The organism is Sorangium sp. So ce363 (assembly GCF_051520435.1).
GTDB classification, from domain to species: domain Bacteria; phylum Myxococcota_A; class Polyangia; order Polyangiales; family Polyangiaceae; genus Sorangium; species Sorangium cellulosum_B.
In genome coordinates this window covers 8,467,950-8,493,686 of the sequence record NZ_CP150333.1, presented here as the reverse complement: position 1 = coordinate 8,493,686, position 25,737 = coordinate 8,467,950, and the positions used below count along the sequence as shown (strand labels likewise).

The 25,737-nt window shown below is 72.1% G+C and carries 24 protein-coding genes; 7 read left to right on the top strand and 17 right to left on the bottom strand.

From position 1 onward, the window contains the following. Positions 1 to 9: 9 nt before the first annotated feature. Complete coding sequence (locus WMF12_RS31870; RefSeq protein ID WP_437851440.1) at positions 10 to 513, bottom strand: SRPBCC family protein; 504 nt, start codon at positions 511 to 513, stop codon at positions 10 to 12. Further along, on the bottom strand, positions 510 to 887 hold the full coding sequence (locus tag WMF12_RS31865) for an ArsR/SmtB family transcription factor (RefSeq protein WP_437740430.1): 378 nt from the start codon (positions 885 to 887) through the stop codon (positions 510 to 512). The genes WMF12_RS31870 and WMF12_RS31865 overlap by 4 nt, the downstream gene beginning before the upstream one ends. A gap of 259 nt (positions 888 to 1,146) precedes the next feature. On the opposite strand from WMF12_RS31865, the gene WMF12_RS31860 reads away from it, so the two are divergent. Both WMF12_RS31860 and rsmG read left to right on the top strand, forming a co-directional pair. Beyond that, positions 1,147 to 1,605, top strand: a complete 459-nt coding sequence (locus WMF12_RS31860; RefSeq protein WP_437740429.1) for a VOC family protein — start codon at positions 1,147 to 1,149, stop codon at positions 1,603 to 1,605. Between the two features lie 98 nt (positions 1,606 to 1,703). After that, positions 1,704 to 2,423, top strand: a complete 720-nt coding sequence (gene rsmG, locus WMF12_RS31855; protein WP_437851438.1) for a 16S rRNA (guanine(527)-N(7))-methyltransferase RsmG — start codon at positions 1,704 to 1,706, stop codon at positions 2,421 to 2,423. A gap of 521 nt (positions 2,424 to 2,944) precedes the next feature. Here rsmG and WMF12_RS31850 read toward each other — a convergent pair. After that, the gene (locus WMF12_RS31850) at positions 2,945 to 3,076 is read right to left on the bottom strand and encodes a hypothetical protein (protein WP_437851436.1); all 132 of its coding nucleotides are present in this window, start codon (positions 3,074 to 3,076) and stop codon (positions 2,945 to 2,947) included. A 464-nt stretch (positions 3,077 to 3,540) separates the two neighbouring features. On the opposite strand from WMF12_RS31850, the gene WMF12_RS31845 reads away from it, so the two are divergent. Then, the gene (locus tag WMF12_RS31845) at positions 3,541 to 4,716 is read left to right on the top strand and encodes a small-conductance mechanosensitive channel (RefSeq protein ID WP_437851434.1); all 1,176 of its coding nucleotides are present in this window, start codon (positions 3,541 to 3,543) and stop codon (positions 4,714 to 4,716) included. Here the strand turns inward: WMF12_RS31845 and WMF12_RS31840 are convergent. From WMF12_RS31840 to WMF12_RS31810, 7 genes are all read right to left on the bottom strand, one after another. After that, positions 4,683 to 5,969: a lactonase family protein gene (locus tag WMF12_RS31840; protein WP_437851432.1), complete on the bottom strand. Its 1,287-nt coding sequence runs from the start codon at positions 5,967 to 5,969 to the stop codon at positions 4,683 to 4,685. The two genes, WMF12_RS31845 and WMF12_RS31840, sit on opposite strands and share 34 nt — an antisense overlap. 154 nt (positions 5,970 to 6,123) lie before the next feature. Next, entirely contained in the window at positions 6,124 to 6,804 is a 681-nt protein-coding gene (locus tag WMF12_RS31835; protein WP_437851429.1) for an NrsF family protein, read from the bottom strand. After that, positions 6,794 to 7,435, bottom strand: a complete 642-nt coding sequence (locus tag WMF12_RS31830; RefSeq protein WP_437851427.1) for an RNA polymerase sigma factor — start codon at positions 7,433 to 7,435, stop codon at positions 6,794 to 6,796. Before WMF12_RS31830 ends, WMF12_RS31835 begins: the two co-directional genes overlap by 11 nt. Before the next feature lie 38 nt (positions 7,436 to 7,473). Further along, positions 7,474 to 8,463, bottom strand: coding sequence for an HvfC/BufC N-terminal domain-containing protein (locus tag WMF12_RS31825; RefSeq protein ID WP_437851425.1), 990 nt, complete (start codon positions 8,461 to 8,463; stop codon positions 7,474 to 7,476). Then, on the bottom strand, positions 8,460 to 9,341 hold the full coding sequence (locus WMF12_RS31820) for a DUF692 domain-containing protein (protein WP_437851423.1): 882 nt from the start codon (positions 9,339 to 9,341) through the stop codon (positions 8,460 to 8,462). The genes WMF12_RS31825 and WMF12_RS31820 overlap by 4 nt, the downstream gene beginning before the upstream one ends. A 31-nt stretch (positions 9,342 to 9,372) precedes the next feature. Continuing rightward, a complete protein-coding gene (locus WMF12_RS31815) occupies positions 9,373 to 9,792 on the bottom strand; it encodes a hypothetical protein (protein ID WP_437851422.1) in 420 nt (139 codons plus the stop codon). A 186-nt stretch (positions 9,793 to 9,978) separates the two neighbouring features. Further along, positions 9,979 to 10,818, bottom strand: coding sequence for a hypothetical protein (locus WMF12_RS31810; RefSeq protein WP_437851420.1), 840 nt, complete (start codon positions 10,816 to 10,818; stop codon positions 9,979 to 9,981). 364 nt (positions 10,819 to 11,182) lie between these two features. On the opposite strand from WMF12_RS31810, the gene WMF12_RS31805 reads away from it, so the two are divergent. Next, on the top strand, positions 11,183 to 11,818 hold the full coding sequence (locus WMF12_RS31805; protein ID WP_437851419.1) for a hypothetical protein: 636 nt from the start codon (positions 11,183 to 11,185) through the stop codon (positions 11,816 to 11,818). 164 nt (positions 11,819 to 11,982) lie between these two features. Next, entirely contained in the window at positions 11,983 to 12,366 is a 384-nt protein-coding gene (locus WMF12_RS31800; RefSeq protein WP_437851417.1) for a hypothetical protein, read from the top strand. Between the two features lie 122 nt (positions 12,367 to 12,488). On the opposite strand, the gene WMF12_RS31795 is transcribed toward WMF12_RS31800, so the two are convergent. From WMF12_RS31795 to abc-f, 3 genes are all read right to left on the bottom strand, one after another. Next, positions 12,489 to 12,746: a hypothetical protein gene (locus tag WMF12_RS31795; protein ID WP_437740417.1), complete on the bottom strand. Its 258-nt coding sequence runs from the start codon at positions 12,744 to 12,746 to the stop codon at positions 12,489 to 12,491. 92 nt (positions 12,747 to 12,838) lie between these two features. After that, the gene (locus WMF12_RS31790; protein WP_437851415.1) at positions 12,839 to 15,409 is read right to left on the bottom strand and encodes an ATP-binding protein; all 2,571 of its coding nucleotides are present in this window, start codon (positions 15,407 to 15,409) and stop codon (positions 12,839 to 12,841) included. 135 nt (positions 15,410 to 15,544) lie between these two features. Then, the gene (gene abc-f, locus WMF12_RS31785) at positions 15,545 to 17,167 is read right to left on the bottom strand and encodes a ribosomal protection-like ABC-F family protein (RefSeq protein ID WP_437740415.1); all 1,623 of its coding nucleotides are present in this window, start codon (positions 17,165 to 17,167) and stop codon (positions 15,545 to 15,547) included. Between the two features lie 270 nt (positions 17,168 to 17,437). Between abc-f and WMF12_RS31780 the strand changes: the two genes are divergently transcribed. Then, positions 17,438 to 17,794, top strand: coding sequence for a Spx/MgsR family RNA polymerase-binding regulatory protein (locus WMF12_RS31780; RefSeq protein WP_044966189.1), 357 nt, complete (start codon positions 17,438 to 17,440; stop codon positions 17,792 to 17,794). Positions 17,795 to 17,797: 3 nt separating this feature from the next. Here WMF12_RS31780 and WMF12_RS31775 read toward each other — a convergent pair whose 3' ends face one another. The 4 genes from WMF12_RS31775 to WMF12_RS31760 form a co-directional block, all read right to left on the bottom strand. Beyond that, positions 17,798 to 18,517, bottom strand: coding sequence for a hypothetical protein (locus tag WMF12_RS31775; protein ID WP_437851413.1), 720 nt, complete (start codon positions 18,515 to 18,517; stop codon positions 17,798 to 17,800). A 228-nt stretch (positions 18,518 to 18,745) separates the two neighbouring features. Beyond that, positions 18,746 to 19,825, bottom strand: a complete 1,080-nt coding sequence (locus tag WMF12_RS31770; RefSeq protein WP_437851411.1) for a hypothetical protein — start codon at positions 19,823 to 19,825, stop codon at positions 18,746 to 18,748. Positions 19,826 to 19,921: 96 nt separating this feature from the next. Next, positions 19,922 to 21,415: a serine/threonine protein kinase gene (locus tag WMF12_RS31765; protein ID WP_437851408.1), complete on the bottom strand. Its 1,494-nt coding sequence runs from the start codon at positions 21,413 to 21,415 to the stop codon at positions 19,922 to 19,924. Between the two features lie 390 nt (positions 21,416 to 21,805). After that, positions 21,806 to 23,857 (bottom strand): hypothetical protein, encoded by a 2,052-nt coding sequence (locus tag WMF12_RS31760; protein WP_437851406.1) that lies wholly within the window; start codon positions 23,855 to 23,857, stop codon positions 21,806 to 21,808. Positions 23,858 to 24,075: 218 nt separating this feature from the next. On the opposite strand from WMF12_RS31760, the gene gndA reads away from it, so the two are divergent. Further along, positions 24,076 to 25,608: an NADP-dependent phosphogluconate dehydrogenase gene (gene gndA / locus WMF12_RS31755; protein ID WP_012238664.1), complete on the top strand. Its 1,533-nt coding sequence runs from the start codon at positions 24,076 to 24,078 to the stop codon at positions 25,606 to 25,608. The last annotated feature ends 129 nt before the right edge of the window (positions 25,609 to 25,737 follow it).

Here is a 25,737-nt window from a genome sequence, read left to right as displayed (position 1 = left end):
TTGGCGACCTCAGCGGGGCGTGCGCGCGTCGCCGAGGTAATAGTCGCGCTGCGCCGGATAGTAGTCGGCGAAGCTGGGCAGCGGCTTGCCGAGCCTGGAGGCGACGAGCATGTCGAGGTAATACTCCCAGCCCGGCCCGACATCGCCGGCGAGCGCTGGATCGGCGAGGCGCTGGATGAAGGTGAGCTCGGTGATCTCACCCTTCGCCGCGAGCGACAGCTCGAGCCGCCACTCGCCGTGATCGTCCTTGGCCGAGAGCGCGAGGCGATGCGGCGGCTCGCATGTATCGATCGACATATCGCACCACGGTGCCCCCTGCTCGAACGCCATCTGAAGGCGCACCGTCTTGCCGGGCCCCGCTTCGCCCTCCCACGGGCCGATCCAGCGCGCCGTGCTCTCGGAGGCGGTGATGCTCTGCCAGACATCCTCGATGGGGGCGCGAAAGCTGCGCGTGATGATGAGATCGGCGCCTGTCGCCGTGCTCCGGACGCGGCCTGTGGGTCGGGGGCTCATGCGGTCTCCTTCCTTCGTTTCGCTTCGTTGCGGGACGGGGGGGCGGTCGCCATGCGCCGCTCCCGGCCGACGCGGTGCACCTCGGTCTCGAGGGCGTCGAACCGGCGGTGCCACGGGCTCGCCGCGTGCAACTCGCGCAGGAACGCCTCGAGCTCGGCGAGCGCACCGAGCTCGAGGCGGTACTCGCGCTCGCGACCGCACTGGACGTCGCGCACCAGGCCCGCCTCGCGCAGCACGCGCAGGTGCCGGCTGACCGCCGGGCGGCTGACCGGAAACGCGCCGGCGATGGCGCCCGCCGTGGCGGTGCGATCGCGCAGCATCCGCAGGATCTCCCGCCGGATCGGATCCGCCAGCGCCTGGGCAACGGCGTCCATCAGCATGATATGTAACGGATGTGTTACGCGTTCGTCAAGCCGCACGGCCGAGCGCGCAGGTGAATTTCTTCCAATACGCGGTCGGCGCGATGCTCCAGGATGAGCGCCAACCCGGATCGCCGAGGCGACGAGCGCCAGGAGAGGCTCGCCTTCCTCCTGGCGCATGGGCGCGCGAGGCGCGCCGCTCGACCGTCAAGGCAACTCCCGCCGTTCCCCCGGGAAAGGCCATGATCCGATACGAGCACGAAGGAGCGCGACGATGACGAAGAGCAAGATCCACCCCGTCCCGGATGGTCAGACGTGCTTCCCCTACCTGAGCGCGCGGAGCGCCGCGGAAGCCATCGAGTTCTACAAGCGCGCGTTCGGCGCGCGCGAGGACTCGCGCATCCCGATGCCCGACGGGCGGATCGGCCACGCCGAGCTGTCCATCGGCCGAGCCCGGTTCTTCCTGTCGGACGAGTATCCCGAGCTCGGCGCCATCAGCCCCGAGACGCTGGGAGGCAGCAGCCCGGCCGTCGTCGTCTACGTGGAGGACGTGGACGCGCTCGTCGCGCAGGCCGCGGCGGCAGGCGCGACCATCGATCGCCCGCCGCAGGACAAGCCGTTCGGAGACCGGACGGCCTGGCTCCGCGATCCGTTCGGCCATCGCTGGTCCTTCGCGAGCCGGATCGAGGACGTCTCTCCCGAAGAGCTGCAGAGGCGCCTCTCGGCGATGTAGCGAGCCGTCACAAGGGCGGCCCCGGAGCGGGCGGGGAGGGCGAGCGCGAGAATTGCGGCGCTTCACGAGGGGGAGCTTGCTAGGGTGTGCGGACGTCCATGCTCCCTGACGAACGCGCTCCTCTCCCGCTGCCGGCTCCCGCTCCGCTCACGCCTCCGGAGGGCTTCGCGGAGCGCCTCGCGGCGATCGGTGTCCCCCTCGACGCCGGGGTGATCGCCAAGCTCGGCGATTACCTCGCGCGCCTGCTCGCGATGAACGAGCTGATGAACCTCACCTCGATCACGGATCCGGTCGAGGTCTGGGAGAAACACGTCCTCGATTCGCTCACGCTCGTGCCGCTTCTGGAGGAGCTGAGCGCGGGGGCGCGCCTCGCCGACATCGGCTCGGGCGGGGGCCTCCCCGGCCTTCCGCTCGCCATCGCTCGGCCCGATCTGAAGGTGACTCTGGTGGAGGCGACGCAGAAGAAGGCTTCGTTCCTCGTCGCGGTGGCCGCGGGCCTCGGGCTCACCAACGTGTCGGTGCGCGCCGAGCGCGCCGAGCAGCTCGGCAAGGGCGATCTCCGCGGCGCGTTCGACGCGGTGACGGCGCGCGCGGTGGGGCGCCTGGTCATGCTGATCCCCCTGACCGTGCCCTTCGTGCGGCCCAACGGGCTCGTGCTGCTGGTGAAGGGCCAGCGCGCCGAGGAGGAGCTCGCCGAGGCGAGCTGGGTCCTCGGGCGACAGCGGGCCACCTTCGTGAAGACCGTGGGGACGCCGACGGGGAAGATCGTGATGCTGCGGAAGTCGGGGGAGGAGCCGAAGCGCCATCTCGGGCGGTGATCCGCGGCGGGGTTCCTTCCAAGCCCCCGAGGTGACTGGCCGGGGCGGCGCGAGCACACGCCAACTACCCTCCTGACCGGACCATGCCACATGGTAGTTCGCGCCGTCGAATGCGACCCGCGGGCCCGACGGTGTCCAGGGAAACACCGGAACCGTGTCGACGAGGAAGCCGCCCGGATCGAGGACCTCGCCGGTCACGCTGACGCGGGCCGCGCGGATCTCGCCGTCTTCACGGCCCTCACCCTGCTGCCAGACCACGAGGTAGCCCGCGCCGCCGAACGCGACGTCGGCTGAGCCGCCTCGGGAGAAGCTGGCGACGACGGCGCTTCCGGGCGGATTCGCCTCGCCGGTCGGGGCGAAGCGCGAAGCGTGGAGCTCGCGAACGCTGCCGCCCGGCTCGTAGAATGTCTCCCCGACGATCAAAAAAGCGTCGCCGTCCGAGGCGAGCGCGATCTCGCCCAGGGGCTTCGGGCCCAGCGGGACGACGAACCCTCCCGGATCGAGGACCTCGCCGGCGCTGGTCACCCGCAGGCCGGCGACTCCAGGGGCGCCGCTGCGGCAGGCGCAGCCGCCGGGAGGAGCGCGAGCACCGCGGCCCAGGCGCCGGAGAGCCATACCGTGCCGGCAGGCGCGAAGATTCGAGATCCGCGCATACACCTTCCTCGCTCGACCGCTCGCCGCGACCGAGGCAGTCGGAGACAAGATAGGTTCGCGCAACAGCAGATCGCCCGTGGGGCTTTCGTTCTCGGGCGCGACTATCTCCCTCATTTTTGTCGGAGATGGTGAGCCTCGTGAGCGCTGTGCGCACAGGCATCCGCAGCGCAGAGCTCGCCTGGCTGCAATGCGCGTAAGTAAAAGAGGCCGAGCCGGATCGAGGACGTCTCTCCCGAAGCGCTGCAGAGGCGCCTCTCGGCGGTGTAGCGACCCGGACGCGCCCCGAGCCGGCCGTGTGCCGACGCCGTGCGCAGCATCGTCGACCCCGGCGAGAGCCGCAGTTGGCCATGCCCATGACGATGGCTGAGGGGTTACGCCGGTGCGGCGCTCGTGATACACGTTATGACTGACGATGCGTGCGAAGGTCAGCAAGCTTCCGCTCGTCCTCGGCCTGCTCGCCTTGGTGGCGACGCCGCTCGCCACCCGCCTGCTGGTCCACGGCGACATGCCCGACACGTGGGGCGTGTTCCCACCGCCGAAGAGCCCGGATGTACCGGGCTTCAGCTGGTTCGTGTTCGGCCTCGGCGTCGCCCTGGCGCTGCTGACCCTCGGCTTCTTGTGGGCGCCGCAGCGGTTCGGGTTCGCCGCGCCGGCGGCGACCCGGCCCGCGGGCGTCCGGCCGGTCCCGTTCCCGCCGTGGTGCGTGCCGGGCGCGCTGCTGGCGGTGGCCTCGTGGGCGCTGATGTGGGGCAAGCCGCTGGAGGCGGCGGCGCTGGTGCCGTTCAGCTTCGTGCCGCAGTGGTGGGGCTTCATCCTCGCGCTCGACGGCGTGGTCTATCGCCGCACCGGTGGGGTCTCGCTGGTATCGCGGCGGCCGGCGGCGGTGCTGGCGATCGCGGCGACCTCGTGCGTGTCCTGGTACTTCTTCGAGTACCTCAATTACTTCACGCGCTCGAACTGGTATTACCCCAACGACGCGATCTTCTCGCGGTGCGGCTACCTGGCGTGGTTCGGCCTGGCCTTCACCACGGTGTTGCCGTCGACCTTCGTGGTCTACCAATTGCTGACGACGATCGCGCCGCTGCGGGCTCGCTTCGAGCGTGGGCCGCAGATCGCGCTGTCGCGCGCGGCGGTCCGGCGGTTGTTGTGGCTCGGCCTCTTGTCGCTGGCCGCGCTGGTGCTGTGGCCCGCGCCGCTGTTCCCGCTGCTGTGGTTGAGCCCGCTGCTGGTGCTGACCGCGGCGGTGTCGCTCGCCGGCGCGTGGACGCCGTTCTCGGCGATCCGCAGCGGCAACTGGGCGCCGGTGGTGTTGATGGGCCTGGCGTGCGCGCTCAACTACCTGGTCGGCGAGATGTGGAACTTCTACAGCACGCCACAGAACCCCAACTTCTGGAAGTACGACGTGCCCTACGTGAACGTGCTGCACGTGTTCGAGATGCCGTTGCTCGGGTACTTCGGCTATCTGCCGTTCGGCATGCTGTGCTGGGTGTGGTGGATCCACCACGCGCATCTGTGCGGCGTCGATCCGGCGATCGACGTCGTCGCAGGGGCCGGGCCAACGCTCGCTCGTCCCCCAGCGCCAGGGCCCGAGAGAGGGCGCCCCGCTCAGCGGTCCGGCAGGGCCACGATCCCGACATAGGTGGGCTCGGGGACCTCGGTGACACGGCCTGTCGGCTCGAGGGCGCCCGTCGCCTCGTCCACGCGAAACGCGACGATGTTCCCCGAATCCTGGTTCGCGACGAGCATCAGCTTGCCTGTTGGCGAGATCTGGAAATGGCGCGGCGTCATGCCCTGCGTCGAGGCATGGCCGGCGGGCGTGAGCGTGCCCCGCTCGGGATCGACCGCGAAGATGGCGATGCTGTCGTGGCCGCGGTTCGACCCGTACACGAACTTGCCCGACGGGGAGACCTGGACCTCGGCGGAGAAGTTTCCCTCGGCGCTCACGCCGTTGGGCAAGATCGAGACGGTGGCCATGGCGGTGAACGTCCCGCGCGATGCATCGTAGCTCAGGGTGGTGATCGAGCCGGCAGACTCGTTGATCACATAGGCGAACCGGCCGTTCGGGTGGAACTCGAGGTGTCGAGGCGTCGTGTCCGCGGGGAGCGAGAGGGCTGGCGGATCGTTCGGCTCCATCTGGCCCGTGTCCGCGTCGAAGGTGAGCTGCGCTATCTCGTCGAGCCCGAGGTTGGTGACGAACGCAAACCGGTTCGCCGGATCGGTCATGGCGTGGTGCGGCCTCGTCCGGCGACCGAAGGACACGTCGTCGACCGCCTGGCCGAGCGCGCCGTCCTGGCCCACGGGGAGCACCGCCGCCGTCCCGCCGCCGTAGTTGGCGACGAGGACGAAGCGCCCGGAGCGATCCGTGGACAGGTGGGCGGGGCCCGCGCCCTTCGAAGAAGCCCTGTTGATGAGCTCGAGCGTCCCGCCCTGAGGATCGATCCGGAACGCGCTGACCGCTCCCGACAGCTCCCCGTCCACCTCGTTCAGCTCGTTCGCCGCGAAGAGGCGCTGGTGCGCGGGGTCGACGGCGAGGAAGGTCGGGTTCATCTCGGCGTCGAGCGGGCCCTGCACGGCCGAGAGCGCGCCGTCGGCGTCGTCCAGGCGGAAGACGAAGAGCCCCTCGTGACCACCGACATAGACCGCGAACGCGCGTTCGGCCGGCGAGCCGCCGCCGCCCGCGCCGTTGCCGCCTGCTCCACCGCTGCCGCCCGCGCCGCCGCCGCTCGTGCTGCTGGCGCTCGTGCTGCCGACGCTCGCGCCGTCGCCCTGGCTCGCGCCGTCACCGCCGCCGGCGGTCACGCCCGTCGTGGCGCCGTTGTTCGCGGCTCCGGCGCCGGAGCTGCCGCATCCGAGCCACAGTCCCGCCGCCAGAAAGAGGAGCGCGCGCCGCATCGACCTGGTTTCTCCTGCCTCCTGCGTTAGTCCTGGCCAGCGCCGCGGCGCAAGCGCCACGGCGCGATCCTTCGCGGCGCACGGCGGCAGGTCCGCGGCGGTCGCGCCGCCTCGCAGTGATGGCCGGGGAGGATGCGCGACGCCGCGCGGCGCCTCAGGCTCGCCCGCGCAGCGCCCCGGCGGCGGCACCGAGGAGCGCGCCGGCCGCGATGGGCACGCCGTGGGCGAAGGCGACGTGGACGACCTCGTCGAGCGAGCAGTGCGCGTGGATGCCGAGCGCCGCCCCGAGCCCGCACAGGGCCCCGATCGCCGCGCCCCGCCACGCCGGGGCCGAGAGGAACGAGCGGCGCAGCACGAGCGCCGCCAGCGCGAACGGCACGAGCGCCATGCTGAGCGCGACCGCGCTGCACTCGAGGTGCACGATCAGGGGCGCCAGCACGTCGTCCACACGCGACGTGACGACCGCCGCGGCCAGGAACCCGACCGCCACCGCGGCGACGAGCACCTGGAGCGCCCGCACGCCGGCCGGCAGGCCCCGGGCGCGCGGCAAGAGCGCGAGCAGCAGGCCGAGGCCGGAGAGCGCCGCCAAGAGGACGAGCGGGAGGGCGACCCGGGGCGACCCGAGGTCGTCGCGGAAGCCCTCCCACCACGTCAGGAGCAGGATCCACGCGAGCCCCGCAAGGATCGCGCCCACGACGCGGCGCTCGCGCGCCGGGCGTGTCGGCGACGGCTCGGCCGGCGCCTCGATCTGGGCCGGCGGCGGGCCGGCGGCGAGGTGGGCCGCGGGATCGGGGATGTCCTTCAGCCCGCTCAGCAAGTCGCGCTCATTCGACATTGGCACCTCCCCGGACGCGCCCCTGGCTCTTGCCCCGGCGGCGCTCTTCCGCGCCTCCTGGTTCCGCCTCGGGCCGCCGCTTGAGATCATCGAGCGCCGCCCGCAGCGCCTCGTAGGCGCGGAACGCGCGGAGCTTCACCGCGCTCGCGGTCGTCCCCAGGACGGCCGCGGCGTCCTGCACGCTGAGCCCCTCGTACCGGATCAGGATGAACGCCTCGCGCTGCGAGGCCGGCAGGCCCGCCAGCGTCCGCTCCACCGCCCGCGCCGTCTCGGAGGCGATCGCGACCGCCTCGGCGTCCGCGCCGCGCGCGTCCGGCGGCTCCGCGCCCGGATCGCTCGGGAGGCGCTCGGTGCCGCGGTGCTTCTGGGCGCGCGCGTGATCCAGGTAGACGTTGCGCGCGATGGCGTAGGCCCACGGCGCGACGGCGCCGCCGCGGGCGAAGCTCGATCGGGCGCGGTGCATCCGCAGGAACGTCTCCTGCGTCAGGTCGCCCGCGAGCGTCTCCGAGCCGCTCATGCGGGTGAGGTACGCGAGGAGGCGCGCCGCGAGCGCGCGGTGCAGCTCCGGAAACGCGCGCGCGTCGCCGCACGCGTACCGGTCCATCGCTTCGTTCAGGGCGAGCTCATCCATGGCGGTCCTGACGGCATACACCGTCTGCGCCCCGGCGATCATCGCGACGGCCCGAGGAGCGCCCCGCGCTCGGCGAGGTCGCTCAGCAGGGCCGCGGTGCTCTCCAGCACCGGCCCGTCGACCGGGTGTCCCAGCGCGGCGCAGCCCGCGACCACGGCCTCCCCGAGCGCGGCGCCCGCGAGGAGGCGGCCCAGGATCTCGGCCGCGAGCGGCGTGAGCTCGAGGAAGCGCACGTCGTGCGCGGCGTCGCGGTACACGAGCAGGCGGGTGGGCTCGCGGGCCGGCACGTCGCGCGCAGACGCGTCGCCCTGCAGCCTGTGGACCGCGTGCTCGTAGCGCACGAGCGCCGCGGCCCGCTGGAAGCGCGCCCCCCGGTCGAGCGACAGCGCTTCGCCCAGGGGCCCCGGCGCCTCGTCGCCCGGTGTCGCTGGCGCCTCGTCGCCCGGTGTCGCTGGCGCCTCGTTGCCCGGTGTCGCTGGTGCCTCGTCGCCGAGCGGCCCTGACGCCCCGCCCGCGCCGGCCTCCTCGTCCTGCTCGGCGCACGCCGCCGCGAACGCGGCCAGCTCGTGGCGCGCGAGATCCGCGAGGTACGCGGGGACCTCCGGATCCCCGGCCCAGCGCGGCGCGGCGAACCCCACGAACTCGAACGCGATGTCGCGGAGGTAGCGCGACCGGGGCGGCTCCGCTTCGATGAAGCGCGCCACGTCCGCCTCGAACCGCGCGCCGAGCCGCGCCGCGGTCCGCGGGATCCCGGCGCGGATCGCGCCCGTCAGCCCGCGGCGGATGAGGCTCCGGTAGAGCAGCAGCCGCTTCGGCGGGAGCGCCGCCATCGCCTCGAGGTCCGGCCCCTCGAGCCCGGCGCGGGCGAGCCACGCGCGCGGATCGGCCGCGATCGCCTCGCCGTCCGGCGCGGTCACGCTCCGCTGGAGCGCCCGCTCCAGCGCCGCGAGCTCCGGCGGCGGCGTGTTCGACGTCTCGCGTGTCTCGCGCGTCTGGCGCGTCTCGCCCACCCCGCGCGCCCCGCTCACGCTCGCGCCTCCCGCGCGGCGAGCCCGCGCCGGTACGCCGCGTCGACCTCGGCGAGCTCGGCGAGCAACGTGCCGAGCGGCGGCACGTCGTTGTCCCGCTCGAGCACGACCGGCACCGGCCCGGTCCGCGCGACCGCGCGGGCGAGCAGGTCGAGCACCGGGGCGATCGCCGGCGCGCCGTGCGTGTCGACGAGGACCTCCGCGTCGTCGCGCCACGCGTGCCCCGCGACGTGCATCGCGGCCACGCGCTCGGGAGGGATCTTCTCCAGGAACGCGACCGGGTCGAAGCCGTGGTTCCGGGCGTTGACGTAGACGTTGTTCACGTCGAGCAGGAGCCGGCAGCCGGCGCGCTCGAGCACCTCGACGAGGAAGTCGGCCTCGTCGAGCGAGGCGCGGCCCGGGACCAGGTAGTAGGTGATGTTCTCGATCGCCATCGGGCGCTCGAGCCGCTCCTCCGCCTCGCGGATGCGGGCCGCGGCGTGGGCGGCGGCCGCGGACGTGTGCGGGAGCGGCAGGAGGTCGTGGAGGAACGCGCCGTCGACCCCGGAGAAGCAGAGGTGGTCGCTGTGGAAGGGGGGATCGAGCCGCTCCAGGAACCCCCCGAGCGCGCGCAGGTAGCCGGCGTCGAACGGATCGAGCCCGCCGACGGACAGGGTGAGCCCGTGCGTCAGGATCGGGCGGTGCTCCCGGACGCGCTCGATCGCGGCGGGGAAGTAGCCGCCGCGCCGCATGTAGTTCTCGGGGGAGAGCTCGAAGAAGGGGACGGGCAGCGCCGCGTCGCGCGCGCCGTGATCGGGCGCGTCGAGCGCCGCGAGCACCTCGTCGAGGAACTCCCATCGGAGCCCGAGGCCGACGCCGGTGAGCGCGCTGCCGGTCATGGGGGTACGCGAAGGGCGCGGGAGGCCGCGATCAGCCGCAGGTGCCCTGGCCGCAGCCCGCGTGGCCGGGCTTCTTCGCGGCGGCGCCCGTCTTCTTGGCGGCGGGCTTCGCCGGGGCGCCGGTGGGCGGCGTGGGCGGCGCGGCCGTGGCCGCCGGGGTGGCCGTGGGGGCGACCTTCGGCGAGGTCGCGGCGGACTGCGCGTCGCTCGGCGGCGCGGGTTCGGCCGGGGCGGCGGGGACGTTCGCGCCCGCGGCGGCGTCGCCGGTGGCGGTCTCGGCCGGCGCGGGCGCGGGCGCCGGCGCGGGCTCGGCCGGGGCGGCGGGGGCGGCCTGCTCTGCGGGGACCTCGCTCGCGTTGACCGGCGCCTGCGCGCCGGCGCAGCCGCTCATCACCATGGCGCCGGCGCTCAGCGCGGCGAGGGTCTCGTAAATGCTCTTCTTCGACAGCATCGTGTGGCTCCTCTGGTTCTCGTCTCGACGGGCCTGCGCCCACCGTTGTCGTCTCGACGGGCCTGCGCCCTCCGGCGGGCGAGGCGTGATCCGGCTTCCGGCGGCTTCCGGCGGCTTCCGGACCGCCGTGTCATCTCAGAGCCGCTGCGTCGCCGCAACGGCCCACTTTCGGGCGGCGCGCCGCGCTCACCGCGCGCCGCCGTCCGCTGCCGCCGCCGGCGCCATGGGGGCCGCGCCGGCGGTCGCGGTCAGCTCGAGCGTCACCATCGCCTCCTTGGCGACCTTGGGCGAGAGCACCTCGAGCGTCTTCTGGGCGAGCTTGCCGAACGCCTCCCGCGGGCGGACGTCGTGCTCGGCGAGCCCCACCGGGAACGGCTTCGCCGTCTTCACGGTGACGCTCGCGGGCCTTTCGCCCTCGTACCTGAACGTGGCGATGAGCTCCACGGTCCTCGGGGACTGCCGCTGGTGCAGCAGCAGGTCGCCCGACGCCGTGACGGTCACCGTCCGCTCCGCGCCGGACAGCTTCGAGAGGTCCTTCTCGCCGGAGGTCGAGATCGACCGGATCGCGAACTGGGCCTTCTCGTTCTTCGCGCGGACGTCGTCGGGCGTGTCCTTCGAGATCTCGAGCCAGGTGCGCGCGTGCTGGTTCTGCAGGTCGCTCTTCTTCTCCTCGCCGGGCTTGCCGTCGTCGCCCACGGCGGTCTGGAAGAGCTCGATCGTGGAGAGGTCGACCGTGATGAGGCCCGTCGTCCTCGTGACGTCGGCGGGGTCGACCTGGAGCGTCCCCGCGGCGGCGCCCGCGATCCGCCCGCGGATCTTCTCCTGCGGCGCATCCATCACGAGCTCGACCTTGCTGCCCGCGCGGTCGATCGCGAAGGTCGCCGCGGCGGGCGCCTTCGGCTCCGGCGCCTTGAGCTCGGTCGCGGCGGGCGCGAGGCTCGGCTGCTCCCCCTGGCACGCGGCCGCGCCCAGGCCGGCGGCCGCGAGCGCGAGGAGGAGCAAGGTCCTTGTCCGGATCGTCTTCACGCTCGCCTCCTGGATCTCTCGGGTTGTTGCGCGCCCGCGCACGAGGGCGCGCGGCGGTCTCCACTTGAACAGGAAGGCCGGCGCCCGGAAAGGGAGATCGGGGTCATCGCCATCGCTCGCCCGCCCGCTCTGCGCCTCGGTTCCATGAGTTCCATGTCCGAGATACGCGCGAGCGGCGCCGCGGTTTCGGTGGTGCCGCGGTTTCGGCGGCGCCCGGCTGCGCGGCGCAAGGCGGAGCCCGCCGGGCCTGGGCTGCGCGGCGCAAGGCGGAGCCCGCCGGGCCTGGGCTGCACAGCCGCGTGTGGCCTGCGGTGTGCACGAGGCGGTCGTCGAAGACGGAACGAGCCAACCGGAGACAACTGCAATGAGCACGCGACGACTCGCGGCGGCCGCCATGACCGCCGCCGGAATGATGGCGCTCGCCGGCGCGGCGGAGGCGCAGGGCGCGGCGGGCCGGGATCAGCAGGTCCGGCCGACAGGCAACCTCCCTCCGGCGGATCAACCGCTCATCCGGCGCATCCCGGAGCCCACTGTCGCGGTGGAGGGCGGCCTCGGCGTGCTGGGCTTCCTGGGCGGCGCCGCGGGCGTCGGGCCGAGCTGGAACGTTCGGGTGACCGGGAGCATGTCGCCGCGCGTGGCCGTCGAGGCCAACTACACCGGCTCGGTGAACGAGCGCGCGCTCGTGGGGAAATCGCTGGTGATGACCTCGCTCGACGCGGGTCTGCGCTACAACATCCTGCGCGCTGACGAGGCGATCGTGCAGCCGTTCGTTGTCGCGGGCGTGGGCTACGTGGGCTGGGCGGGCCGCGGCGGCGACGCGTTCGCGCTGTCGGTGCCGCTCACCGCGGGCGTGGAGCGGCTCGTCACGCGCAACGTCAAGCTGGGCGCTCGGTTCAACTTCCGTCCTGCGTTCTTCGACGACCTGAGCCTCGGCGGCGCGACGACCCAGACGGGCGGCGACACGTGGGCGCTGCTCGCGCACGGCGGCGGCGCGTTTTGACCTGGCCATCGGGTCTTGACCTGGGCCGCGCCTGCGGGGCGAGGCGAGCGTGGGCCGGGACCCTGTCGTCCCGTGGACGTGGAGTGGAGTACGCTGCCGCCCGCTCGGGCGGCGACCCGCCTTCGGGGTCCCGCGGCCGGGCTTGATCCACGGAGAACGACGGTATGAACACGCGCAGCGACTCGCCCCGTCGGGGCCTGAGCCTCTTCTTCACGGGGCTCTTCTTCACGGGGCTCGCGCTCGTCTCGAGCGCGGCTTGCTCCAGCAAGCAGCCGGCGACCCAGGGGACGTCGACGGTTGCGGCGGGCGAGCAGCGGGAGAACGGCTGTTCGACTGGGCCGCTCCTCGAGTGCCCCGAGGGCCAGCTCGACGGCTGCGCCAACGGGACCACCACGGAGCATCGATGTGTGGACGCGGGGCGGGGGAGGTGCCTCGACATCCGGGCGGCGCTCGTGAAGTGCCTGGACGGCGAGATCCTGACGCACGACGGCTGCCCCGAGCCGGCCTACATGCAGCGGTGCGCGCCCAGGTCCGCGCAGCTGCCGTGAGGTGGCGCGGTCGTCGTCTGAAATGTTCAGGGGTCGACTTGATTTCTTCTCGCTGTCTCCAGCGCTCACCGGTCGCCCTTGTGTCGCGCCCGCCGGCCGGGCGGATCAACCCTACTTCCCCGCTACCCCGACGCGCGGGGCGACCTCGGCGCGGAGATCTTCGTATTCGAGATGATCGGCCCCCCCGCGTACGAGCCGGCGCCGCCTTCGCTGCCCCAGCTATCGACCTCGTCGGGCGGAGTGTCCTCGAGCTCGCCAGACGGCGTGATCGGCCCGCGGACGCCCGGGACATCCGCCTGCGGGAGAGGCCGCTTCTCCTCGCTGACCTCGTGCGCGAGGCGCGGGTCGCCCGGCGGATCGTGCGTGGTATCGACTCCCATGTCTCCTCCTTCCCGAGGGCTCCTGGGACCGGCGCGCTCGATCGTCCACTCCTCCCCTGCGGCGGCTGTCCCGTCTGCCCGTCGCCCCCGGCTCACCCCTCGTCCATGACGGGGATCGTAAACCTGAACGTCGTCCCCACGCCCACGCGGCTCTCCACGTGGATCGTCCCCCCGTGGGCCGCCACGAGCTCCCGGGCGATGGCCAGCCCGAGCCCGGTGCCCTTGTAGCCGTTCCGCTGGCCGCGCCAGAACCGCTCGAAGAGGTGGGGCAGCTCGTCCTCCGGGATCCCGGGCCCCGTGTCGGCCACCGAGAAGACGACGTGCTCCTCCCCGCGCTCGCACCGCAGCGTGATCGCCCCCTGGGCGCCCGTCACCTGGAGCGCGTTGCTCAGGAGGTTGGTGAGCACCTGGAGCACCCGATCGCGATCACACGTGACGAGCGGGACGTCGTCGGCCGCCACGACCCCTAGCTGGACCCCCTTCTCCTGGGCCTGCGACTCGAACGTCTCCACCGCCTCCCTGCCGATCTCCCGCGGATCCTGCGGCTGCCGGCGCAGCGCCAGCCGGCCGGCGCGCAGGCTCGCGAAGTCGAGCAGGTCGTGGAGCAGCCGATCCATCCGGTGCGCCGAGCGCTGGATCGCCTGGATCGCCTTCGTGTCGCCCTTCTCTCCCCGCGTCGCCGCGCGCTTCGTCATCACGGCGGCCGCCGTGAGGATCGCGCTCAGGGGGTTCCTGAGGTCGTGGGACACCGTGGCGAGCACGTTGTCCCGGAGCTCGATTGCGCGCTGCGCCGCCTCGTACAGGCGGGCGTTGTCCGCCGCGAGCGCCGCCCGCTGCGCCAGGTCGTGCGCCACCGCGAGGTCCGCCTCGTCGTAGACCCGGCCGGACCCCGCCGTCGCCAGCGTGATGCAGCCGAAGGTGCGGCCCCGCGCGACCATCGGGACCACCATGGCCGACGTGATCCCGAGCGCCCGGGCGAACCGGCGGAAGGCGCCGTTCTCGTCGAGCGAGGCGACCAGCGGGTGCGACAGATCCCCGATGAGCTCCGGGCGCTCGCTGCAGAGGGCCCGCTCCAGCAGCGCCATCAGCGGCGGCGGGGGATCCAGCTCGCGGAAGAGCGCCCGCGCCCGCTGGAGCTCCTCCGGGCGCGTGTGGGTCACCGTGATCCCGCGCGCCTGCTCGAGGTCCGGGAGCGTCTGGATGACGCACCAGTCTGCCAGCTCGGGGACCGTCAGGTGCCCCACCCGGTCGAGCGTGCCCTGGAAGTCGAGGGTGTCGCTGAGGGCGGCGCTCGCGGCGGCCAGGAAGCGCTCCCCCCGCTCGGCGCGCGTCCGCTCCGTGATGTCGAAGAAGGTCACGACGGCCGCCATCACGCGCCCGCCCGGATCCCGGACCGGCGCCGAGCGCACGAGGATCCGCCCTGGCGTCCCGTCGCCGCGGACGATGTCGATCTCCTCGTCGATCACGACCTCCCCGGTCGTGATCGTCCGCGCGAGAGGCCAATCCTGGGCCTTGTACGGTCTGCCTGACCGAGGGTCGGAGCCCCGGCAGACGGCGTAGCCCTCGATGTTGCGGATCTCCAGGAGCGGCAGCCCGAAGATCGCCCCGGCCTGGGGGTTCGAGAGGAGGACGCGCCCCGTCGGCGGCTCGGCGATGACGAGCCCCGCCGGCATCTGCTCGACCACGGTCGCGAGCAGGGCGCGGGCGTCGTCCGCCTGGCGCCGCGCAGCGCGCTCCTTCGCGACGAGCTGCGCCTGCACGATGATGCCGGTCGCCCGGCTGGTCATCGTGCGCAGCATCAGCGCGTCGTCCTCGGAGAACTCCTCGGCGTTGCGGGAGCCGAGGATCGCGACGCCGATGGAGTGCCCCTCGTGGATCAGCGGCACGCCGTAGACGGCGCGCAGCCCCCTCGCCCGGATTTCCCGCGCGGTGACGGGCAAGCCGCCGGCCGCGGCGTCGAGCGACGTGGGCCCGCGCAGCGCGAGGACCGCGCGGGCGAACTCCCGCGCCGCCTCGAGCGGGGGCCCGGGCAGCGGCCCGTCGTCGATGCCCGCGGTCGCGTGGACCTCGAGGGCGTCCCCGTCCCCGAGCAGGACGATCGCCACGTCCACGGCGGCCGCCGCCTCCCGGGTGGCACGGAGGAGCGCCTTTAGGAAGGTGTCCAGATCGCTGCTTCCGAGCGCGGCCGTCGAGATGGCGTCGAGCGCCTGGAGCAGGCGCACACGCGCCGCCTGGTAACGGGACACCGCGTCGGCGATCGCCTCGTCGATCGTCCCGTTCAGCTGGATGACCTCACGCCCCCCGTCCCCGCCGCCGTCCCGCTCCCAGAGCTCCAGGATCACGACGCGGAGCGCCGCGTACTCCATCACGACGTCGGCGAGATCGTACCCGTGGGCGAGCCGGCTCAACGCGTGGAGCCCAGGGAGCCCCCGGTGCTTCCGGTCGGCCGTCGCCGCCGTGCCCGCGCTGCGCGTGCCCTCGGCGATGTAGGCGAGGATGTCCGGGAGGTGATCGGTCGGTCTCGGCGCCGGCAGCCGCCGCGCCGGGCTGAGCGCCTGGACTCGGTACTTCCAGGCATCCAGGAGCGCGTCGTGGTGGCGCTGGATGAAGTCGGAGAGCCGCTTTGGGTTCGGTCTACCGAGCAGATCCATCGGGGACCTCACGATAGCGCGAATCCTTGAGCGCGTGTTCACCTAGCACCGACTCGAATCGACGAAATCGACGAGAGAGCGCCGCTCCCAGGCGGAGCTTGCTCGCCGCGCGCGCCGCACGCCGCGCGAGCGCCACGTCGGCGCGGGTCAGCTCCGGATGCCTGGCGCCTCGTGTCCGCTCTGGGCGACATACTCCAGGTATCCCCCGCCATACACGCGCGGCCCGTCGGGCAGGAGCTCCAGGACGCGGTTGGACAGCGCGGCGAGGAAGCGGCGATCGTGCGAGACGAACAGCATGGTGCCCTCGAACGAGGAGAGCGCCGCGACGAGCATCTCCTTGGTCGCCATGTCGAGGTGGTTCGTCGGCTCGTCGAGCACGAGGAAGTTGGGCGGATCATAGAGCATGATCGCGAGCACGAGGCGCGCCTTCTCGCCGCCGGACAGGATGCGACAGGGCTTGTCGATGTCGTCGCCCGAGAAGCCGAACGCGCCGGCGAGCGTGCGAAGCGAGCCGATCGAGGCCTGCGGGAAGCTCGCCACGATAGACTCCCAGACGGAGCGGGTCGGGTCGAGGAGCTCCATCGCGTGCTGCGCGAAATACCCCAGCTTCACACTCGCGCCGACGTTCACCCCGCCTGCGTCCGGGGCGGATGCCCCCGCGACGAGCTTGAGAAGGGTGGATTTGCCGGCGCCGTTTACGCCCATCACACACCAGCGCTCGCGGCGGCGGATCAGGAGGTCGAATCCGTCGTAGATGGAGCGCCCGCCGAAGGACTTCTTCACCCCGCTGAGCCGCGCCACGTCGTCACCCGAGCGCGGCGCGGGCTTGAACTCGAAGCGGATCGTCCTCCTGCGCTTCGGCGGCTCGACCTTGTCGATCTTCTCCAGCTTCTTCACGCGCGACTGGACCTGCGCCGCCTTGGCGGCCTGGGCCTTGAAGCGCTCGATGAAGCGCATCTCCTTCGCGAGCATCGCCTGCTGGCGCTCGTACTGCGCCTCGGCCTGCTGCTCGTTGATGGCGCGCTGCTGCTCGTAGAACTCGTAGTTGCCGGAGTAGCTGGTGAGCTCGCCGCCGTCGATCTCGATGATCTTGGTGACGATGCGGTTCATGAACTCTCGGTCGTGCGAGGTCATGACGAGCGCCCCGGCATACTGCTTCAGGTACCCTTCGAGCCAGATGATCGACTCGATGTCGAGGTGGTTCGTCGGCTCATCGAGCAGGAGCGCGTCGGGCCTCATGAGGAGGATGCGGGCGAGCGCGACGCGCATCTTCCACCCGCCCGAGAGGGCGCCCACGTCGCCGTCCATCACGGCCTGGCTGAAGCCGAGCCCGGCGAGGATCTCGCGCGCCTTGGCGTCGAGCGCGTAGCCGCCGAGCTCTTCGTAGCGGGCCTGGGCCTGCCCGAAGCGCTCGATCAAGCTCTCCATTTCATCCATCCGCTCGGGGTCGGCGAGCGCGGCCTCGAGCTCGCGGAGCTCCGCGGCGACGTCGGAGACCGGGCCGGCGCCGTCCATGGTCTCGGCGACGGCGCTCCTGCCCTTCATCTCGCCGACGTCCTGGCTGAAGTAGCCGACGGTGACGCCGCGATCGATGGCGACCTGGCCGCCGTCGGGCGCCTCCTCCTTGGTGATCATCCGGAAGATGGTCGTCTTGCCCGAGCCGTTGGGCCCCACCAGGCCGACCTTCTCGCCGCGGTTCACCGCCGCGGAGGCCTCGAGGAAGAGGATCTGCTTGCCGTGCTGCTTGCTGATGGAATCGAGACGGATCACGAGGGGCGCTGCCGCTGGGGGCGGCTCCTTTCCGCGCCCCCTATACCAGACGGCCCGTCGCGCGATGCGGCATTTCGTCCGCCGCCGTCGGCGCCGGCGCGCGCCATGAACCGCCCGCGGTCAATCGGTGCATTGCTCGTCTTCGGGCGCATTCCGGGCGCATTGCACAGGAGCCCTTTTTTTCTCTCCTGCTATGCGCGCGCTTTCCATCTCCTTGTTCGCGCTCATCCGCGCTTGATGTCGCGCGGTCGAGGGGGCAGAAGGCCCGGCATGAGCAAGGTCCAGATCCTCTCTTATGCCGGCTGCAGCACCTGCAAGCGAGCGCTGAAGTGGCTCGGCGAGCGCGGCGTCGACGTCGCCGTGCGCCCCATCGTCGATGAGCCGCCGACGGCCGCAGAGCTCGCCCGGTGGGTCCCAGCGAGCGGGCTCTCGGTGCGCCGGTGGCTCAACACGAGCGGGCAGAGCTACCGCGCGCTCGGCAAGGCGCGGGTGGACGCCGCGAGCGACGACGACGTCACGCGGTGGCTCACCGAGGACGGGAAGCTCGTGAAGCGGCCTGTGCTGGTGAAGGGAAACCGGGTGCTCGTGGGCTTCCGCGAGGACGACTACGCCGCGCTGTTCGGCTGAGCCTCAGGGGGCCGAGGTGAAGCGGCCTCCCCGGACCTGGCTCAGCTCGAACGAGCTCTCCGGGTCCAGGTTGTTGTCCGTCGTGCCGTTGCGCGAGCGGCGGATCACGACGTCCACGTCGCAGCTCTCGGGCTCCTGTGAGCTGGTCTCCTCCAGCTTGCCCGCGTCGATGGTGTACGTCCCCGGGTCGCCCCCCACATCGAACGTCTTGGAGAAGATGCAGTCGCCCTTCACGTCGATCACCATGTCGTCCCCGGACGCGCTCGGCGACCAGGTGATCGTGAGGTCCTCGCCGCGCGGGACTGGCTCTCTGGGCAGCGCCTCGAGGTCGAACGGATCGGGGAGCGTCCCCACGTTGTTCGTCGCGTCGTCGTCGTCCTCGTCGTCGCGGTCCAGCAGCACCTTGATCTCGGTGCCTCCTGCGCCGACGTCGACGCCAGCCTCGTAGACCCCATCGCTCTCGGCGGACATCGCGACCGCCTCGCCGTCCACGGTCGCCGAGATCCGATCTCCCGCGCTCAGGATGACGTACGTGTTGCTCTCGTCGCCGCCGGCCTTGAGGGTGGCCCGCAGGGTCGTCGACGACGCGCTCTCGGCGATCGCCTCCAGGGTCGCCGAGATCCCTCCGGTCTTGATCTGCTGCGAATCGAGCGTCTCCGTGCAGCCTGCGAGCAGACCGGCGGCTGCGACCCCGAACATGGCCATCGTGGTCTTCGTGATCATGAGTTGCCCTTTCCTCACCGCCTCACCCGCCAGGGCGCGTCGGCCTGTAGTTTTCCACGGGATACTACGCTCGGCCGCGCCCCAGGACGAGGCGCAAGGTTCCGACGGTGCGCGGCGAGGCGGTCGTGGATTTCCCTTGGACGTCGCATCGCAACGCGGCTTCGAGGCGGCGTGAGCGTGGGCCGCGCTACCGTGCGCGCGCGAAGGCGGCGACAGGCGCGGGCTGTTTCACCACTGGCTGCGCACCACGACGCCGCCGCCGGTCGGTCCCGCGAGCAGCGACCAGCTCATCGCGCCTGCTGGGTGGTAGGGCGCGGCGCCGGCCTGCGCGCCGGTAGTCGCGCTGGCCTGCGAACCGGACGAGGAGGGCTCCGTCAGGAAGAGCACGAGCGCCGTGCCAGCCAGCGCCGCCCCGGCGCCGAAGCCGATCGTGCTCACCAGCCCCAGGTCCTTCGCGCGCTTTCCAGCGTCCTTCCCTTCGGCGGTCTTGCATACCGCCCTGCCGGAGCCGACGTCGTCGCAGTCCTCCTCCGCGTGGCGGCCCTCGCTGAGCGCCATGGCTCCCGTCACTCCCCCGGCGATCAGCCCGCCCAAGGCGAGCCCGCCCGTCACGTACGTCAGCACGCGCCGGCCGCTGGTCCCGGTCGGCGCCGGCGTCCGCGACGCGCCCTCGTCGTGCTGCGACGGCGGCGGGGCGGACTGCTGGGGCGGCTGATCCGCCGGCGTCGCCGGGGGCGGCGCCTCCGGGAGCTTCACCTCGAGCTCGATCGTCTTCTCCTCCGACTTCTCGATCGTGAACCGCACCTCGTGGGTGGGCCCGCCCGGCGCCTTCGTCGTCACGACGTGCTCGCCCGGGTTGACGGGGAGCGCGATCCCGAGCGAAGGCCCCTCCAGCGTGATGCCGTCGCGCTGGACCATCGTCCCGGCGGGCGCGTCGGCCGGCAGCGACAGCGTGAGCTGTGGCACGAGCGGCACGAGCGCGTCGCGCTGCTCGAGCACGAGCTTGTAGCGATCATACTGCTTGAGCTGCTCGGACTCGGATAGGCGGGAGTAGAGCGAAAGGAAGTCGTTGTAGCGCGCGACCGCGGTCGCGGTGCGCCCCCACTTGGCCTCGCACTCGGCGAGCGTGAACAGCCGCCCTGCGCGAGGATCGAGCCGGTAGCTCTCGGTGAGGGCAGGGCAGCCGGTCTGGAACTTCCCCGCCAGCATGTCCGCGAGGCCGCGGTTGAAGAGCGACTCGGCCACGGCCACGGCGTCAGGCTGCGCGTTCGCCGGCGCGGTGACAGCAATGCACAGTAGTCCGCTCAAGACGGACCCGGGCCAGAAGGTTCGCATCGGAGGTAACATGAGATACCTCCTTTGGGACCGCCCCAGGCAAAAAATCAGCGGGTTGTGGGGCCGCGCTCAGTCTGCGCCGTAGAGCGACTCCCGGGGCTTCGCCGCGGGGGCGGGGGAGGCGGTCGGCGCGATCTTGCGCCAGGCGCCGGGCGGCGGCGCCGGGGTGCGCGGCGCCGGCGAGGCCTTCGCGCTCGCCAACACTTCGGGAGCGATCGCCAGGCTGCTGTTCGCGGGCGGCGCGGCGGCGGGGCTCGCCGGCGCCGCGAGGTCGGTCGACCTGGGCGTGCCGGCCTCCTTGCCGGCCTCCTCGGGGCGGGCTGCGCCCGGGGCGGCATCGGGCGGCGTGGAGGGCGGCGCGACGGCCGCAGCCTGCGCCGCCTGCGCCGCCTGCGCGTGCTCGGTGGGGCCGGGGGCCGGGGACCTGCCCTTGCTGAACGCGGCGAGGGCGAGGGCGCTGCCGCCGACCAGGGCGATGGCCGCGACGACGAGCGCGGATCGGCTCCGCGGCGCCGCGGTGGTGCCGGTGCCGGTGCCGGTGCCGACCCGGGTCTCCACGCCCGTGCTGGACGACTGGGCGGCCACCGGCATCGACGACCCGGGCCCCTGGCTGACATGGCTATACCGCGGGATCGGCGTCTCCAGCGCGGCCAGGCGCGACGACCTGACCGTCATGGGGGCGATGTCGAAGACCTCGGCGAGCGCCTCCACCGTGGACGAAGCGGTCGGGAAGCGCGCCCCGGGCTCGCGCGCCGTCGCCTTCGCGAACCACGCGTCGAAGCCCGGGGGCAGCTTCACCCCCTCCTTCTCCGCGCGCACGGACGGGGGCTCCTGCGGGCCGTGCATCGCGATCACCGCGAACGCCAGCGAGTTGCTGTACTCGCGCATGTCGTTCAGCCAGTAGGCCTTGCCGACGAGGGTCGTGTACGCGATCATGCCGAGCGCGAAGAGATCGACCGCCCGCGTGATCGTCTCGCCGCTGAACTGCTCGGGCGCCATGTAGAGCGGCGTCCCGAGGGCGGCGGTGTTCGCCCCTTCGACCGCCGTCTCGGCGACCAGCTTTGCGATGCCGAAGTCAAGCACCTTGATCCGGATCTCGTCGTCGTCGTCGCTCGCCGCGAGGAAGAGGTTCGCGGGCTTCAGATCGCGGTGGACCACGCCGGCCGCGTGCGTTTTGTCCAGGGCGTGCGCGGTCTGGCGCAGGTAGGCGATGGCGTTCTCCGGCGGCAGGCGCCCGCCGCGGCGGATGCGCTTGCTGAGCTCCTCGCCGCGGAGCAGCTCCATCACGAGGAACGGCATGCCGGTGTCCAGGTCGATCCCGGCGTCGAACACCTCGACGATGTGCTCGGTCGCTATACGCGCGGCGATGCGCGCCTCGAGCTTGAACCGCGCGTGGAACTCGGGGTTCTCGGCGAGGTGTGGGTGCATGACCTTGAGCGCTCGCCGCCGGTCCGTCTCGACGTGGACGACCTCGTAGACCGCCCCCATCGCACCCGTCGCGATGCTGCGCACGACGCGGTACCTACCAGCGAACAGCATCCCCTCGTTGAAGTTCAGCGACATAGTCTCACCCGCGTCGAACGAGGTTACACCACCTGGTCGGACGACCGCACTCGTTAACTTGCAGACCTTACAAACTTGTGGGCCGTAAGACTCCCCACATGGAACTCCCCAATGTAGGCGCGTTCGTTAGATCTGCGCGCACCAGGTAACAGGTAAGCGCCCTGCGCTGATTGGCGCCGCTTGCGCCGCTCGCCCGGAGCCCCGACCGTCGTCGCTCGTCGTCGCTCGTCGTCGCTCGTCGGCGCTCGTCGGCGCGAGAAGATCCCGTGATTCCGTGGCTTACGGGGCTCTCCAGCGATGATGTGGTGCCCGTCCGTTCTGATCGTTTTTCACGACAGACACATCGACATCGTCAGATGCACGGGCGGAGCGTGGGCGCCGCCTGTCCCGTCAGAGCACGAGCACCGCCAGCAGCCGGGGCCCGTGGAACACGTCGAACCCACCGAGTTCGAGCTTGCGACCGATCGTGTAGATCGTCTCGTCTCCGCGTCTGGTCGCGTGGATGCTCGATATGATACCCTGGCCGATCGCCTCCACGTTGTAGGACAGCTCGGTGAGCAGGCGGAGCCGGCTGAGGTACGAAGTCAAGCGGAGCCGGAGCCCCACCGACACATTGCCGGAGAGCGCGATCATCGTCGCCTCGTCGACCTCGCGCGGGGCGCCGGGGACCGCGGGATCCGTGGAGAAGGCGTAGCGCACCGGGCCGGCGCCGCCGTAGAGGCCGAGATCGCCGAACGGCGCGAGCCGCGGCCACTCGCCGTTGCCCATCCGCACGCTGAAGCCGCCCTGGTAAGACCGCGACGTCACGCTCTGGGCGGGGCTTTGCCGCTCGAAGACGTAGACGTCGCCCTCGCCCGGGTCCCGCTCGCGGAGCGCATAGAAGATGCGCGGGAGCTTGTAGTCGATGTACCTGAAGCCCGCGAGCAGCTCCTCGAGGTAGAGGTCGTCCGCGGCCTCCGGGAAGAGCTTCGTCAGGTCGAAGCCGACGTCGATCTGGCGGAGCAAGAGCTGGAAGGGTGCGCTGGCGACGGCGCCGGCGTCGCGGTCGGTCGCCGGATCGACGGCGAGCTCGGTCACGTTCCCGGCGGTGAAGCGCGCGATCTTGAGGCTCGTGCTCACGCCGGCGAGGTCGGCGCCGATGTCGAAGACGTCGCTCGCGAAGCCGTTCAGCCCGAGGAGCCTGCCGAGCGAGCCGTCGTACTGGATGTCGCCGCCCGACGAGAACAGCCGGTCGGTCTTGAAGCCGGCGTTGAGGCGCGCGGCGTCGCGCGCGTGGTCGAAGTCGTACGTGAGCAGCGCCCGGCCGCCGACCATGAACACAGGATCGACGTCGTAGGCGAGCCGCCGCGTCCTGCCCCGGTAATCGTTGACGCCGCCGGAGGAGCCCGCGCTCGCGAGCTGGTGGAAGAACAGGAGCTCGACGTCGCCCTTCAGCTTCAGGTGGACGGCGTCGAGGCTGATCGCCCGGCCCTGCTCGAGCAGGCCCTCCTGCGCCTCGAAGCCCGCCGTGTCCTCGAGCGGCGTCTGCGCCGGCGCGGAGAGCGCCTCGGCGCAGGCGGAGAGCGCCGCGCGCTGCTCCTCGAGCACCCTGGAGATCGCCTCCGCGCGCGCCACGGCGGCCCTGTAGCCGGGCTCGTCCCGCGCCACCCGCCGGGCCTGCTTCACGACGTACGGCGCCACGGCGAGCGCCTCGATGTGCATTCGCAGGACGAACGACAGCACATGGAGGGCGTCGCGCGCGATCGTCCGGGCGGGCTCCTGCCCTGCGCTCGCCGCGCGGAGCGCGGCGGCGGCGAAAGCGACGTCCCGGTGCGCTCCGGCGAGCGCCCGCCGCCGCGCGCCGGCCCTCGCCTTCGCGGCGGCGATCTCGGGCGTGTCGGGGGCGCCGAGGGGCCTCCCGGCCGAGAGCCGCTCGACGCTCCGCTCCTCGGCGGCGAGCGCCCGCGCGTGCTCGGCGAGCGCCTGCCACGCGGCCGGCAGGCGGCTCGCGGCGCTCGCCTCGCGCGACGGCGCCGCGAGCGCAGCGAGCGCGTCGAAGAGGCGCGCGAACGCGGGCGGCGCGCCGCGCTCACCGCGCGCCGCCGCGCGGGCGAGCGCCTCGTCGAGCTTCGCGCGGTAGAGCTTGGCGAGCGGGACCTCGTGCTCTCCGTCGTAGGGGGGCGTCTTCTCGAGGCGCGCGCGGAGCCGCTCGCCCTCGTCGTCGTCGAGGCGGAGCGCCGCGATCCACGCGTCACCCGGGGAGTACGGGGTGCTCGAGAGGACCTCGTCGGCAAGCCAGGCCGCTCGCTCCAGATCCGCGGCGCGATCGTCGATGATGGCGCGGCGGGCGTCCTCGTTCGCGAAGGCGCGGGCGGCGCGGGCGTTGTACGTGGTTGGCCCGCAGGCCGAGGCTGCCGTGGAGGCGAGGAGCAGGAGGCCTGCGAGCGCCGGGCCCGGTCGCATCGGCGAGAGCCTACCATGGCGTGCGAGCGCACTGGACGCCGCGCCGCCGGCCTGCTCAGAATGCGCGGCCGTGGCTCCCAGCCGACCCAGCGAGATCGACGGCGCGCGGGCCTGCGGCCTGCGATTCGCGGCTCGCGGCTTGCTGACCCGTCGTCCTGGCCGCGCAGCACTGCGGTCGCTGGCGGCGAAAGAGCCACGTGTGAAGGAGAAGAACCGGGATGAATGATGCCACATCCAGCTGCGACATCGGCATGATCGGGCTGGCCGTCATGGGCGAGAACGTCGCGCTCAACATGGCCGACCACGGGTTCAAGGTGGCCGTGTACAACCGCACGGTGCAGGTCGCGAAGGACTTCGTCGCGAGGAACCCGAGCACGCCCGGCGGCCTGGTCTGCTGCGAGACGCTGAAGGACTTCGTCCGCGCGCTGAAGAAGCCGCGCAAGGCGGTGATCCTGGTCAAGGCCGGTCCGCCGGTGGACATGGTGGTCAAGCAGCTCATCGAGGCGGGCGTCGAGCCGGACGATATCGTCGTCGATCTGGGCAACTCGCTCTGGACCGACACGATCCGCCGGGAGCAGGAGTACGCGAAGCAGTGCAAGTTCTTCGGCTCGGGCGTCTCCGGCGGCGAGGTGGGGGCGCGCTTCGGCCCCTCGCTGATGCCCGGCGGCGATCCGGCGTCCTGGCAGCACCTGGAGCCGATCTGGCGCGCGATCGCCGCCAAGGTCGATCCGGCGACCGGCAAGCCGATCGAGGGCGCGTCCCCCGGCAAGCCGGTGGAGGGCGGGGTCCCCTGCACGGCGTACATCGGGCCGAACGGCGCGGGCCATTACGTGAAGATGGTCCACAACGGCATCGAGTACATCGACATGCAGCTCATCTGCGAGGCGTACACGCTTCTCGACGGGCTGCTCGGGATGTCGAAGGACGAGATGTCCCGGGTCTTCTCCGAGTGGAACAGCGGAGATCTCGACTCGTACCTCATCCAGATCACCGCCGATATCCTCCAGCAGAAGGACCCTGTCCAGAAGGACAAGCCGTTCGTCGATTTCGTCCTCGACACGGCGGGGCAGAAGGGCACGGGCAAGTGGACGAGCAGCAACGCGCTCGACATGGGCATCCCCGCGAACGCCATTGCGGAGGCGGTGTTCGCCCGTTGCCTCTCTGCGCTGAAGGACGAGCGCGTCGAGGCCTCGAAGCACCTCTCTGGCCCGACCCCGACCCCGGTCGCGGACCGGCAGGGGACGATCACGGCGATCCGCGACGCGCTGTATTGCTCGAAGATCTGCGCCTACGCGCAGGGCTTCCAGCTCATGGCGGCGGCGCAGGCGGAGTACAAGTGGACGCTTGATTTCGGCACGATCGCGAGCATCTGGCGCGGCGGCTGCATCATCCGCGCCCGCTTCCTCCAGAAGATCACGGAGGCATACACGCGCAATCCGGGCCTGACGAACCTGCTGCTCGATCCGTACTTCAACGATCAGATCAAGCAGGGGCAGGCGAACTGGCGCAAGGTGGTGTCGATCGCAGCGCAGAACGGCGTCTGGGCGCCTGCGTTCATGTCGGCCCTGTCGTATTACGACGGGTACCGTGCGGCCCATCTGCCTGCGAACCTCCTGCAGGCGCAGCGAGACTACTTCGGGGCGCACACCTACGAGCGCACGGATCAGCCGCGTGGCAAGTTCTTCCACCTCGACTGGCCGCACCCCTCCCGTCCTCAGCTGGACATCAAGGGCACCGGCGGCGGGCACTGACGACCAGCCGGATCCCCGTCCTCATCGCCGCTCCGCCGGCGTCGTCCCGCCTCCCTCGTCCCTCTTCTATCTTCCGTCTTCGAACTCACGCCCTCGTCCGGCGTGCGCGTGCGTGTGCTCGCCCTGGGT

Bases quoted from the DNA above. Each gene is read 5' to 3' on its own strand.
- WMF12_RS31870 (WP_437851440.1), bottom strand. From the start codon at position 513: ATGAGCCCCCGACCCACAGGCCGCGTCCGGAGCACGGCGACAGGCGCC.
- WMF12_RS31865 (WP_437740430.1), bottom strand. From the start codon at position 887: ATGGACGCCGTTGCCCAGGCGCTGGCGGATCCGATCCGGCGGGAGATC.
- WMF12_RS31860 (WP_437740429.1), top strand. From the start codon at position 1,147: ATGACGAAGAGCAAGATCCACCCCGTCCCGGATGGTCAGACGTGCTTC.
- rsmG (WP_437851438.1), top strand. From the start codon at position 1,704: ATGCTCCCTGACGAACGCGCTCCTCTCCCGCTGCCGGCTCCCGCTCCG.
- WMF12_RS31850 (WP_437851436.1), bottom strand. From the start codon at position 3,076: ATGCGCGGATCTCGAATCTTCGCGCCTGCCGGCACGGTATGGCTCTCC.
- WMF12_RS31840 (WP_437851432.1), bottom strand. From the start codon at position 5,969: ATGCGGCGCGCGCTCCTCTTTCTGGCGGCGGGACTGTGGCTCGGATGC.
- WMF12_RS31835 (WP_437851429.1), bottom strand. From the start codon at position 6,804: ATGTCGAATGAGCGCGACTTGCTGAGCGGGCTGAAGGACATCCCCGAT.
- WMF12_RS31830 (WP_437851427.1), bottom strand. From the start codon at position 7,435: ATGGATGAGCTCGCCCTGAACGAAGCGATGGACCGGTACGCGTGCGGC.
- WMF12_RS31820 (WP_437851423.1), bottom strand. From the start codon at position 9,341: ATGACCGGCAGCGCGCTCACCGGCGTCGGCCTCGGGCTCCGATGGGAG.
- WMF12_RS31815 (WP_437851422.1), bottom strand. From the start codon at position 9,792: ATGCTGTCGAAGAAGAGCATTTACGAGACCCTCGCCGCGCTGAGCGCC.
- WMF12_RS31805 (WP_437851419.1), top strand. From the start codon at position 11,183: ATGAGCACGCGACGACTCGCGGCGGCCGCCATGACCGCCGCCGGAATG.
- WMF12_RS31800 (WP_437851417.1), top strand. From the start codon at position 11,983: ATGAACACGCGCAGCGACTCGCCCCGTCGGGGCCTGAGCCTCTTCTTC.
- WMF12_RS31795 (WP_437740417.1), bottom strand. From the start codon at position 12,746: ATGGGAGTCGATACCACGCACGATCCGCCGGGCGACCCGCGCCTCGCG.
- WMF12_RS31780 (WP_044966189.1), top strand. From the start codon at position 17,438: ATGAGCAAGGTCCAGATCCTCTCTTATGCCGGCTGCAGCACCTGCAAG.
- WMF12_RS31775 (WP_437851413.1), bottom strand. From the start codon at position 18,517: ATGATCACGAAGACCACGATGGCCATGTTCGGGGTCGCAGCCGCCGGT.
- WMF12_RS31765 (WP_437851408.1), bottom strand. From the start codon at position 21,415: ATGTCGCTGAACTTCAACGAGGGGATGCTGTTCGCTGGTAGGTACCGC.
- WMF12_RS31760 (WP_437851406.1), bottom strand. From the start codon at position 23,857: ATGCGACCGGGCCCGGCGCTCGCAGGCCTCCTGCTCCTCGCCTCCACG.
- gndA (WP_012238664.1), top strand. From the start codon at position 24,076: ATGAATGATGCCACATCCAGCTGCGACATCGGCATGATCGGGCTGGCC.